This window comes from Microcoleus sp. (genome assembly GCF_049646505.1).
In the GTDB taxonomy this organism is placed as follows: Bacteria; Cyanobacteriota; Cyanobacteriia; order Cyanobacteriales; family Microcoleaceae; genus Microcoleus.
The window spans coordinates 1-12,757 of record NZ_JBARVX010000546.1 but is presented as its reverse complement, the minus strand read 5'-3'; the positions used below and the strand labels follow the sequence as shown (position 1 = coordinate 12,757).

Here is a 12,757-nt window from a genome sequence, read left to right as displayed (position 1 = left end):
AACCAATAACCAATAACCAATAACCAATAACCAATAACCAATAACCAATAACCAATAACCAATAACCAATAACCAATAACCAATAACTAATAACCAATAACCAATAACTAATGACTAATGACTTCTTCCTTCAGATTACCTGAGCCACAACTTAATAGTATTGTCTTTAGAACCGCTAGCAATAGTTTTGCCGTCGGGACTAAAAGTCACCACATAAACCTCATCGGTATGTCCGGTCAAAGTATTCAGCAATTCTCCGGTAGCAAAGTCCCAAATTTTAATAGTTTTATCCTTGCTCCCGCTGGCAATAAAATTCCCGTCCGGGCTGATAGCAACCGAGACAACATCGTCAGAATGTCCCTTGATCGATCGCATTAAATCTCCTGTTTCGATATTCCAGATTTTAATAGTTTCATCGTAGGAACCGCTAACAATTGTCTTGCCGTCCGGGCTGACAGCAACCGACCTCACTTGGTCGCCGTGTCCCTCAAGAGTTTTGATCAAGCTGCCCGTTGCTACATCAACAATTGTAATTTTTTTGTCCTTAGAAGCGCTAACCAAGCTTTTGCCGTCGGGAGTGAAAGCAACAGAATAAACAAAATCTGTATGGTCTGGCAAATTATATATCAAACTGCCAGTTGCTGCATCCGAAATTTTCGTGGTTTTGTCTCCGCTGCCGCTCGCAATCAGCTTGTCGTCGGGGCTGAAAGCGACGGACCAAACAGAAGCTGTGTGGTCGAGAAGGCGCGTCCCTTGCCCTGTTTTCAAATCCCACAGCATGACTCTCCAAAAACCTGTGCCGCTGGCAAGTTTCGTACCGTTTGAGTCGAAAGCAACTGACCAAATGGTGGATGAATCTCCGGGGAAAGTGCGGATCGATTTGCCTGTAGCTAAATCCCAAATTTGGATGGTTTTGTCTTTAGAACCGCTGGCTAACATTAAGCCGTCTGGACTGAAAGCAACTGCCCCGACGGCATCTGCGTGCTGAGCGAAGTTTTTGACTTTGGCGTTTTTCCAGCGCAGGCCTGCTTGGCACTTTTCTTGTAAGTTTTTAGCGGAGGTATAGGTGCTGTTGGTGTTGGCAATTGTTGGGATTTGGCTGATGCAGCCTTCATAATTGCTGGCTTTATAAAGAGATTCAATTTGATTGAGCTGTTGGGCTTCTTGTTGCAATCCTTGCTGCCATTCTTGCCACTTGAGATATCCGTAAATTCCGCCGATCGCAGCTAAGAGTGCTGCAATGCTTGCTCCGGCGAGATAAGGATTGAATTTGCGAGGTTGTTTGGGGACAATTGCTGGGGGAGTGGCGATCCTCTCCGTTGGCGTAGCCCCCGTAGGGGCGGGCTGCGCTAACGACAAATCGGTTTTTCCGTTCAAATTCGCCTCCGGGGATACCGCCAGAGTTGGCTGCAATTCTGTTGTCGGGTTGGGGTTGCGGTGTCCCTCCAACACTGTGGCGATCGCCTTGTACAATTTAGCGAATAAAGATTTAGGAACGACTAATTCTTCAATTCTGGCGGCATCTTCGTCGGTAAGCCCTAACACTTGCTGCAAGCGCTTTAACTCGTCGCGAGTTTCCAGAGAAAAGGGATATTCTTGCTGCATTGCTTCATGCAGCGATTGTTCGTAGCGTTCGCCTTTTTGCCTGTATTTGCGGTAAGGGTTCAACACCTCATCTTCGATCGCCTCTGCTTCGTCTGGTAGCAATTCCAAACTGACGCGCAATTCTTCTAATATTCTCCGCCCGACGACTGTAATGTCACCGCGGCTGCTGCTGCGCCGATCGACTTCTTCGCGATATATTGTCAGCTTGGGAATCCGCGCGCGCGATCGATCGCCAATTTTCCTCAAATCGGCTAAAGCTTCCGCCGCCGACTGGTACCTCTCCCGATAATCGTAGCGCACCATATTGTCCAAAACATCCGCCAGCGCTTGCGAGCACGCCGCTAAATGCCGCCAAACAATTTCGCCTTTATTAGAATTTTTCAAATCCCGCAGTTTCGGCAAATCGTAAGCCGGCAAACCCGTCATTGCTTGGATGCCAATCATTCCCAAGGCGTAGATATCGCTGTTAAGTTGCGGGTTGTATTGAAATTGCTCGATCGGCATATATTCCAGCGTCCCAATCCGCACAGTTATCGGCGCTTGTCTTTGAGCGATGTGAATTTCTTTCACCGACCCAAAGTCGATCAAAACTAACTTATTGTCAGAATAGCGGCGGATTAAATTAGCCGGTTTAATATCTCGGTGAATTACTCCCTGTCCGTGTACAAACACTAAAATTTCTAACAGTTCTTTCAGCAAAGGAATTAGCTTTTCTTCTGCTAAAGGCTTCCCCGGTACAATCTCGGTGGATAGCGAGTGACCGGCAATAAAAGATTCAACTAAGAAAAATTCTTCATTTTCTTCAAAATAAGCAAATAGCTGAGGAATTTGATCGTGTTGACCGAGCTTTTCTAGAACTTCTGCTTCTTTTTGGAAAAGACGGCGCGTAGTATTAATTAATTTCGGTTCGCTGGTACCCGGACGCAGGTGTTTGACAAAGCACTGCGGTTCACCGGGACGACGAATATCTTTGGCTAGATAGGTTTGTCCAAATTCTCCTGTTTCTATGACTTCAATGATTTGATAGCGTCCATCTAAAAGTTGGCTCACCATGATTATAACGCAGCCTTTTTTTGGTTGATTTTCGCAAGAAACAGTTTCACAGTCGGTAGTTTTGAGTTGTAAGTAAGTCCGTCGATTTGAGATTTGAGATTTACTTCACAGATTCATCTGGAAACTCGAACAAAAGTCTAAAATTGTTGGCTTTCCAAACTCATAGCGTCAGGGAATTCGGTTTTTTGACCCGTCAGTTATTTTACATTTAAATTGCAGAGTTTTGGCGAGCCAGATGCCCACCCGACCAGCATTTAACTGTATTCCACCGCAACTGCTCGCCGAATGGTAAATTGACTAATATAGCGGTTCTCAAAAAAGTGAGGTATGCCCTATGCCCGGTTTGGCCTATGCCCTATGCCCTATGCCCGATCCCCGATAGTACCTTATATGAGAGCACAGAAAGGCTATAGTTTATCTTTTTAACATCTGCAAAGCTTGATATCCTAAAAAGAAAAAACCCAAAGCACCGAGTACCGCTATCGTGTCCGCAAACACATCGACTGTCAGAAATTCGCCCATTGCCATATCCTCTCTTGACTGATATCTATCCTCGGCTTTTAGGTCGCTGACCGGGTGAGGGGTAAGACCCCTTGCTGCGGGCGAGCCGAAAGATGCTCACAAATTATAGCAAAAGAGATCGCCAAAATAACTTTCCGGGCGATCGACTAGCTTTTTGTTTTAATATTTTTTAATATTTAAGGAGACAAACTGTGCACCGAAATTTTGAGGTCAGTTCGCTTTGATATTGTTAACCCTGTTAATTTTTTCTCTGATTGTAAGTAGAGCTTACACTAAGAATTTGCGCCGGTCGGTGCAAAATGCGCCTCGCACTGACAGCAGTTCGGCTCAGCAGTTACAGCCCTCTACCGGGCTCTTCCCGAAAGTTTCGGTAATCGTACCAGCATACAACGAAGCTGAGAATATTCGGGATTGCGCGATCGCCATTTTGGAGAGTACAGCGCTGACGGAGGACAATCTAGAGGTTTTGATTGCAGACGATCGATCGACAGACGACACTAAGTCGATCGCCCAAACCCTACAACAGCAGCTCAACGACCCCCGCCTTAAAATATTAGCAGGTCAGCCGCGACCTACCAACCAATACTGGGCCGGCAAAAACTGGGCCTGCGCCCAAGCCGTGCGCGAAGCAACCGGAGACTTCCTATTATTTATCGATGCCGACGTGCGGCTCAAACCGGGGGCGATCGAAACCGCAATTACCACAGCAGAAACAGAGAAAATAGACTTGTTTACCTGTATGCCGGCGCTGGTTTGCGAGTGTTTTGCAGAGTGGTTGGTGCAGCCGTTAATGTTCAATCATTTAGCAGTTTGCTTCGATTTTACCGCTGTTAACGATCCTGCAAAAACAGACAGTGCTTTTGCAGGCGGCCCATTTATGCTATTTAGGCGATCGGCCTACGAAACAATCGGCGGACACGAAGCAGTTGCCGGCGAAATTGTCGAAGATGTGGAATTAGCCAGACGCATCAAACGTGCGAATTTAAAGCTCGGACTTTATTCCGGGGCAAATTTGGCATCCGTGCGGATGTATCGCTCTTGGAGCGCCTTGTGGGAAGGCTGGACAAAGAATTTGTATCTCGGCGCTAACCGCAATTTGGGCATGATGGTTTACATGGCCGCAATAATGTTTTTTCTTTATCCGATGCCCTGGTTGGCATTAGGTATTTTGCTGGTTAACGGCGAAATTGCCAACCTAATTACCAATTACCAATTACCAATTACCAATTACCAATTACCAATTACCTTGTTAACTATTTGTTTGTCAGCAATCGTAATTTGGCATCATTACACTTTGCGCCGCTTGGGTGCCGAAATTTCCGAGTGTTCGACGAAATACTGGTGGTTGGGAGGTTTGGGAGGTACGTTAATTGCCGCAATTGCGATCGGTTCCGCCATCAAAACAGAAACCGGTTGGGGATGGACTTGGCGCGGGAGAGCTTTGCAAATCAACAATTAATCCCCGATTTGTGGGCTGAAAAAAATTAGTAGGGTGCGTCAAATTTGAGATTTGCGATCGTGCCGGAAAACTCTAATTATGACGCACCATTAATTCCGGGCGTGCGTCATATCGTTTCCGCTTGCATCGGAATGATTTTACCACAGAGAACACAGAGTACACAGAGGGAGAGAATATATATCAGTCGGAGATTGTTTGTTCCGAAAATAATCATAGCTGACGCACCCTACATTTACTACTAATCCCAAATTTATGCGTATACCAAAGCAGGTACTCGCTTGTAAGCAGGCGTGCCCGATCGCTTTTCAATCTCTGGGTGAAAAATCACATTAACTTCAGGATAAAACATCAAAGCAGCACCCCCACGAACCGCCCCGTAAATCACCTCAACATTTTCCATTTTTCCCGCATTTCCCTGCACCGTAACCCGCTGATGTTCTTGCAAACCCGCGCTTTCTGCATCCTCGCGATTCATTAAAATGCAGTTGCGGTGCGGCATTCCCCGGTACTTGTCATCAATTTTGTAAACCACAGTATTGTGCTGAGAATAACTGCGCCCCGTCATCAACGCCACCACTAAACCGCGCACCGATTCCGATACACCAAAATCTTTAATTTCCGGTAATTTTAGCGCTGGTAAAGGCGCGACAAACATCTTGGCTTTGCCGGAATCAGTGGGAAATTTAGGTTCCATAAAAATCCGCCCGCTGATGGTAAATTCCTCTTTTGTATCATCAATTGTTGCCATTTTTTCGTAGCCGGGAATTGTTTTAGCAATCAATTGTCGAACGTACCGCGTATCTTGCAGTTGGCGCCAGTCTACCGGATAACTGCCGTGAATTCTGCTCGCTAATTCTGTCAAAAAATGCACTTCTGGAATTAAGTCAGAATCTTTAAGGTGAGTTTCGCCTTCATCATTGAAACGCACAAAGTTATTACCAGATTCTACCGTTGTTTTGTGGGGGTTTTCAAAGCGATTCAGCACCGGAAGCACAATTGTATTGTGCTTTGCCAATCCGTTAAAATGCCCTAAGTTCGGTTTGGTTGCGAGGTAGATAATAGTTTCAATCTTACCTAAAGCGCGTTTTGCTTGAGTTGAATCGGGATTTGCCCCGTACAAATTACCGCCCAGACAGAGTAGCGTATCGACTTTTTCTGCATCTGCTGCTTCAATGAGCGATCGAGTATCGTAGCCCTTAACGCGACTGAGGGGACGATCTAACAACTTTTCTAGAGCGGCTTGGATTTCTTTTTTAAGATTCACAGTCACGCCCATAGAGCCGAATCCTTGGACGTTTGAGTGTCCCCTCACCGGCATCAATCCCGCCCCTGTTGTGCCGACATTTCCCGTCATCAAGGCAGTATTAGCAATGCTAAAAACATTATCTACGCCGTTTTTTTGTTGGGTAATTCCCATCGCCCAACCGAATACTACCCGCTTTGAATTGCCGATAATTTTGGCGGCTTCCTCAATTTCTGCTTGCGAAACTCCGCAAGTTGTAGTAATAGTTTCCCAGTCGGTTTCGCGGGCGTGCTGCACTACTGCTTCCCAGCCTTCGGTGTGAGCTTGCAAATATTTTTCATCCAGCAATCCTTGTTCGATCACAGCTTTTTGAATGCCGACAAATAAGGCCGTGTCGCTGCCGGGAATTGGTTGCAAGTAGAGCGAGGAAATATCGGAACCGGGGATGAGCGACTTGACGGGAAATGCTGGAGAACCAAATTTGACTAACCCGATTTCCATCACGGGGTTGATGATAATTATTTTACCGCCTTTGTCGCGGATTTTAATCAACTCGTTCATGAAGCGGGGATGGTTGTAAGCAGAATTCGCGCCCGCGAGCACGACGCAATCTGCTTGCTTCAAGTTTTCTAGACTCACTATTGAGGTGCGGGTAGCAAACATTTCGCTTAACCCGGTGGTTGAGGGAGCGTGGCAGAGATCCGAACAATCTGCTAAGTTATTTGAACCCATCGCCCGCATCATCAATTGCAGCAAAAAAGCCGCCTCGTTGGAAGAGCGACCGGAACTGTAAGATGCCACTCGTTCGGGGGTTTTGCGAAACGCAGCCCCGGCAATTTGATAAACTTCTTCCCAAGAAATGCGATCGTAATGAGACGAACCAGCCCGCAAAATCATCGGGAAACTCAACCTTCCCAGCCTGTCGCATTCCATTGAAGTTAATTGCTGGAGTTCTGCAATATTGTGCTGTTCAAAATAGCTCGTCTTAACAGCAGGTTTAATTTCAGCGGAGATTGCTTCAACGCTTTTCATGCAGCGCTGAAGTTTTTCGCCCTCTTCATTGGTAAAGCCTCCTTTCTGCCCGCCAGTACCCCAAGAACAGGACAAACAAGCACTATTGTGAAGCAAAGTTTTCCAAAGTTTCGGGCCTTCCGGGGACAAAGTATGTTCTGCCCAATATTCAATTACGGGTAAACCGCCACCGATGTCTGGTGTTTCCTCATTTTTCTCGTTGAAGGGCGGAACGGGTTGGATATTTTGGGAGTTGGTGTCCATGCGGTTTACCTTTGATTTTAATTGCGGGTTGATGCGGCGGGCGAACCGCCAAAGAAGTTAAATTTATGACTAAAATTTTACCGCAATTTTACAGCTTAAAAAACCTGTCAACAGATAGATGTTTCAATCTCTATTTAAATCTAGGTTTGCAGCATCGCAAAGCAAGTCATTCTTCATCCGCATAAAATCGAGATCGAGAAGGAGAATCCTTGAGTGTTTACTTCTTTTTATTTAATACTTGCTTCCCAAACCCCAGACAAAGCATTCGATCGCCCTCAGTGACATTTTGGTCATTCTGCAAATAATCTCCCAGCCATTCGCAACTGCGAGCAATAATCTTATTCAGTTCCAAATTCTCCAAAGGCCATAGAACTATAGTCCTATCCCTATTAGCAAAAGCCAGAGTTTTGCTGTCAGAACTAAAAGTAACGCTCAACACCCGATCGCCAGATTCCAAAGTTTTAGATAGCAGCGCCTTCCTACCGTTAAAATTCCACAGCTTAACAGTATTTCCCGCACTCGCCGCCGCAATCAACTTGCCGTCTGGACTGAAACTAACACTTTCCACAGTATCGCTGTGGTCTAGTTTTTCAGTTAAATTTGCCGCCCTTCCATCAAACGCCCACAAATAAACTTTTTTGTCAGCACAAGCAGCAGCAATCGTCTTACCGTCGGGACTAAAAGTCACATTTATAACCGTGTCCTCGTGATCGAGAGTTGTCAAGCGCTTCGCCGACGAACCGTTAAATTGCCAGAGGTAAACTTTTTTTTCTGCGGCAATTTCACCAGCATTGTTATTCCCGCTTTCCTTGTTGTCAGCAGCCGTAGCAGTAGCAATAGTTTTGCCGTCGGGACTGAAACTAACGCTAATTACTGGATTGGTATGATCGAGTTTTGTCAGCAAAGTTGCTTTAGAACCGTTCCAGCGCCAGAGGTACAATTTGCGATCGGCACCGCTGGCGGCAATTATCTTGCCATCTGGACTAAAACTCACGCTTCTAACAACGCCGTTATGCTTCAAAGTATCTAACAGTTTCCCGTCTAAACTCCACACTTTCACCGTTTTGTCATTGCTGGCAGAAGCAACAGTTTTATTGTCCGGTGAAAAGCTCGTCCAAATTACAGAATCCTGATGACCTTTTAAGATTTTTAATAAACTGCCATCAGTGCGCCAAAGTCTCACTGTCTTGTCTCCGCTAGCAGAAGCAATTGTTTTGCCATCTCCACTAAAACTGACTTTGTAAACCCAGTCTTCGTGTCCCAATAAAATCTGATTCAACGGAGTTCTGTCCGGTTGCCAAATTTTTACCATTTTGTCCTTACTTGCGGAGGCAATCGTGCCGTCACGACTGAAACTTACGGCCCTTACATCATCTTTGTTTCCTCGAAAAGTGCTGAGCAATGTGCCGCTGCGACTCCAAACTTTTACCGTATCGTCGGCGCTGCCGGTGACAATTTTTTCGCTGTCGCTACTGAAATTCGCACTAAGAACTTCATCGTTGTGTCCTTTGAGAGTTGTGATTTCCTCACCCTTTCGGTTCCAAACTTTGGCTGTGGTGTCGGCACTGGCTGAGACGAGTTGTTGACTGTTTGGACTGAATTTAATGCTGTATACAATGTCAGAATGTTTGGTTAATGTTTTGGGATTAATTTGAATTTTCTGGGTTTTACCTTGTCGGTTCCAAAGTTTGATAGTTTTGTCAGCACTTGCTGAGGCAATTGTTTGATTGTCGGGGCTGAAACTAACGCCGAGCACCCAATCTTTGTGTCCGGTTAAGGTTTGCAGCAATTTTTTGTTTCCCAGATTCCAGATTTTTACGGTGTTGTCGTGACTCGCAGAAGCTAGGGTTTTGCCGTCGGGGCTGAAGCTAACGCTGGTGACGATATCGCGGTGGCCGGATAAAGTGCTTATTGCACTTTTGTCATTATCTGCTTGCCAAATTTTAATTGTGCGATCGGCACCACCAGTCGCGATCGTTTTCCCATCCGGGCTAAAACTCACACTCGTCACAATATCGCCGTGCTTAAAAGTCTTTAATAACTTACCTTCTTTGCTCCACAATTTAACAGTTTTATCAGCACTTGCCGAAGCCACGGAATTGCCATCTGGACTGACAGTTACGTCCAAAACCGACTTACTGTGCTGCTCGAAACGATTGCGTTCTTGCACTCCCGAAACAGCTTGTCTGAGCCTCTCAGTAATTTGATTTTGAGTATCCACAGGTAGCGCTGTACTGTTGTGAGAACCGCGACCGATTTTGACACTATTTTTCAACACTGCTAATTGATTTTGATCGTTAGAAACCACCAAAGCTTCCGATGCCGAATTCAAGGCATCTGTCCGACTTGTTTCCGCTTCTTGTCGCGCGCTTTCTGCTAATTTTGCTTGATAGAATGCCATCGCCGAAACTCCTCCGAGTACCAGCACTCCCAACACCGCCGCCCGCAATTGCCATCTCCGAATTTTGTAAAGTTGAGCTTCCGCTTCGTGCTGTTTGTCTCGGGCTTGGCGCTGTTTATCTCTAGCTTCCGACAGCAAAGCATCTCGCTCTCTATCTTTGCGAATTTGGTCAATTTCGTCTCGGTTAATTTGGTTTTGCTTTCGCAGTTCCTCAAATTCTGCCTTGCTATCTAATTCCTGCTGCTGGCGGATGAAGCTAACTAAATAGTCGTGAACCAGTTGATAAAGCTCTGCCGGCAGTTCCATCCACTGAAAAACTAAACCTGATTTTACTAACAGTTCTAAAACTAAATCTAACTTATCAGATTCGGCAAATGTCGCTAAATCTGAGGCTAATTCGGCGCGAGTTTTTAGGGGGCGAATCTCATTTTCGTCTGTAAGGAAATACAAAACTCGGCGCGCCGCTCCTTCATTTTCGGGCCCGCAATCTTTGATTACTTCTTCGAGAAAGTTTTCGACTAATTTTTGTTTGGGATTGTTACCTAGTTCCTGATATTGGCTTAAAGTTCTAATGTTTTCTTGTTGCAGTTGAGCGCCGACAAGTTGTAGTTCGATCGGGCGGACTTCTCCCAACTCTCCAGCTAAATCTTTGACTAATTCTTCGATCAGTTCCGGTTCTAAGTAAAAGTGCGATCGATCAGTTAAAGTGTGAATTACCGATCGCGCATCTGCTAGGGAAAAATTTCCCAAATAAAATAGAATATCTTTGCTGAGAACGTCCGCCAAAATATCATTATTGATAAATTGTGTCTGGTTTTTAGGTCGAGAAAATTCCAGCAAATAGTGCAGGTAATCTTCCCGCAAAGACAGGACAACTTTTAAATACTTAATTTTCAAGCATTCCCGCAAAAAATCAAAAAATATCTGCCTTTCTGTTGGCTCTTTCCACACGAAAAAGAATTCTTCAAATTGGTCAAATATCAGAACTGTCACTAGATGTTCGGAATTTTTTTGCAGTTCTTTGATAATTTTTTCGTATTCGATCGCCTGTTTTTTGACAATTAATTCTACAGGCTGTAAATGCTCGATTCGCTCCAGATTTTCCGCATCTGAAACAAGATTTGTACTGACTGCGCCTGCTGCTGGGGTCAAATCAACCTCTGCGGAACTCGGTACTGCTTCAGAACTTTCGAGATTGAATATTTCAGCTTTCGCAGCAGATAACTGTCTGGTCAATTCCTGCGGCCAGTTGTTGTAAACCTGCAGCACGATCGGCAAAACAGTCCGCATTTCTATCTTTTTTTGTCTGAGAGCGGGGACTAATCCCCCTGTGATAATTGAACTTTTGCCGACTCCAGACTGACCGTAAATTACTGTCAGTTTGTCGGGCGTATTGTTCATTCTATATATCAATCGGTTGAGGTCTTGTTCTCTACCGGAAGCAGTTATTTCGTCAGCAATAGTAGCAGTGGCGGTAACTGTTTCGGCGGGATCTATCGCTTCTCTGTGCGGCTGCAATTTTCCGGCTCCAATAAAAGCTCGAAACCGATAGGTATGTTCTACTCCTCGATAGTCTTGCTTGATTTGAAATGCTTTGAGATATTCTCCCCGCTGAAAATAAACTACTCGCAGCATTTCTAAAACCCGCAAATACAGTTGCGGGTTGTAGCAAGGTTGGGTTTCCGAGCGAGCAAACTCTAAATGGGCGATCGCCTCTTCTATTTCGCCCAAGTGGCTCTGGGCCTCTGCTAAAATTAACAGATACAAGCCTTGATGCTGCGATTTTACGGGCATTCCATGTCCCGCCGCTTTTAATTTGGAGTTTAGAATCTCTAGAGCGATTAAAGCCCATTCTTTCGCCCCTTGCCAGTTTTTTTGCTCTAAGGCTACCTTAGCCAAAAAGCCATAATTTTGAGCTAAATTAACTTCTGAATTTTTCATGTTTTGATGTAACCTCCGAGCTTTGATAGCTAAATTCCAGAGTGCATCCCAATCTTCTAAATGCTGCAATACTTCGCCTAATTGATTGATGAATACAGCCGCGGCATCCGACTGTCCGGCGCGTTCTAAAACATCAATACATTCCTGAAAATAATTTTTAGCTTCTGTCCAGTAAGGACGGTTGTCGCTGCGGTGCTTTTCTGCTTGGAAGCGGTAGCAAAGACCGATGTGGAATAGCAGAATCCCTTCTAATACCGGTGCGGGGTGAACGGTAAATAATAAGTCGCTGAATTCTGTTTGCGTCCCCAAAAATGCTACTTGATATTTCCAAAAATCGAGACTTTTCTGATACAATTTAATGGCTGCATCAATGCGGTGACTAGCATATTCTTCTCTGCCGCGAATAAATTGCAAATTCGCTTCGATGGCTGGTTCTAATCTGATGTTGCAAGTTTGCAAGTCTTGGCTGGCTGACTCTAGTTCTGTCAAAGAATTGGCTCCGAGAATGGCACAATTACTTAAGCGCCAATTGCCGGTTTCTAAAATGCTGGAAAAAATGCGATCGGCACTTTTGGCCAGAAAATCTACCAATTCGTCTGGGCCCTGCACAAATTCTACTGTTGTCGTCCAAGTCTCGATATCTGTTACTAACCGAATCATTTTTTTGAGTATTTTGTCTGTCACCCACAGCACTATGGGGAAGGGAAAGTTATTGCGAAATTCTTCCCTGACGTAGTTGGTAGAAGTCAGCAGGCGATCGATCGCACTTACCGACTCCAATCCAAACACCATTAAAGCTGGCGGCCTGCTGCCGTCAAGTTCGGTTTCTATCGTCGTGTAAAGAGTTTTAACAGATGTCGGGAGGACAATTTCTCGAATCTCGATACCAGACTGCTCCCGCAATTGGCGCACAGTTTCCTCTCGCATCGCACTGTAATTGCACCGCACTAAAATCAGCGAAAATTGTCCCTCAGACATCGAGAGAGTGCGAGAGAGAGTTTGCAGCGAACTTTTGTTTTGCTGTGCTGCGGTGTCTTGGCTGCAGTGCGAGTTAATCATAGTCTTTGAAAATTATGATGGAATAGATGCTGTAGAAAGAAGAAAGTTCGGGAACGGATTTTAGCACCTTACGGATTGTCGGGTTTTTAAGAATGAATATAGCAATCCTCGCATCATTTTCAATAACTGGTTAAGAGGCTAAGAGCCTAGGAATCGATGTCACTTTTGAAGAGCCTCCTGCGAAAATGGAGGCTCTTCC

Annotated in this window: 4 protein-coding genes; 1 reads left to right on the top strand and 3 read right to left on the bottom strand. The window is 45.2% G+C overall.

Annotation, left to right across the window (positions count from 1 at the left end):
- Nucleotides 1-135 precede the first annotated feature (135 nt).
- Entirely contained in the window at nucleotides 136-2,658 is a 2,523-nt protein-coding gene (locus WBA89_RS25830; protein WP_424410465.1) for a protein kinase domain-containing protein, read from the bottom strand.
- Nucleotides 2,659-3,472: 814 nt separating this feature from the next.
- Here WBA89_RS25830 and WBA89_RS25825 point away from each other — a divergent pair.
- Nucleotides 3,473-4,639, top strand: a complete 1,167-nt coding sequence (locus WBA89_RS25825) for a glycosyltransferase (protein ID WP_424410463.1) — start codon at nucleotides 3,473-3,475, stop codon at nucleotides 4,637-4,639.
- Nucleotides 4,640-4,889: 250 nt separating this feature from the next.
- On the opposite strand, the gene WBA89_RS25820 is transcribed toward WBA89_RS25825, so the two are convergent.
- Both WBA89_RS25820 and WBA89_RS25815 read right to left on the bottom strand, forming a co-directional pair.
- Complete coding sequence (locus tag WBA89_RS25820; RefSeq protein WP_424410461.1) at nucleotides 4,890-7,157, bottom strand: FdhF/YdeP family oxidoreductase; 2,268 nt, start codon at nucleotides 7,155-7,157, stop codon at nucleotides 4,890-4,892.
- 217 nt (nucleotides 7,158-7,374) lie between these two features.
- Nucleotides 7,375-12,558: a hypothetical protein gene (locus WBA89_RS25815; protein ID WP_424410460.1), complete on the bottom strand. Its 5,184-nt coding sequence runs from the start codon at nucleotides 12,556-12,558 to the stop codon at nucleotides 7,375-7,377.
- Nucleotides 12,559-12,757: the final 199 nt, after the last annotated feature.

Coding starts and splice junctions, on each gene's coding strand:
- WBA89_RS25815 (WP_424410460.1), bottom strand. CDS start 12,558: ATGATTAACTCGCACTGCAGCCAAGACACCGCAGCACAGCAAAACAAA.
- WBA89_RS25820 (WP_424410461.1), bottom strand. CDS start 7,157: ATGGACACCAACTCCCAAAATATCCAACCCGTTCCGCCCTTCAACGAG.
- WBA89_RS25830 (WP_424410465.1), bottom strand. CDS start 2,658: ATGGTGAGCCAACTTTTAGATGGACGCTATCAAATCATTGAAGTCATA.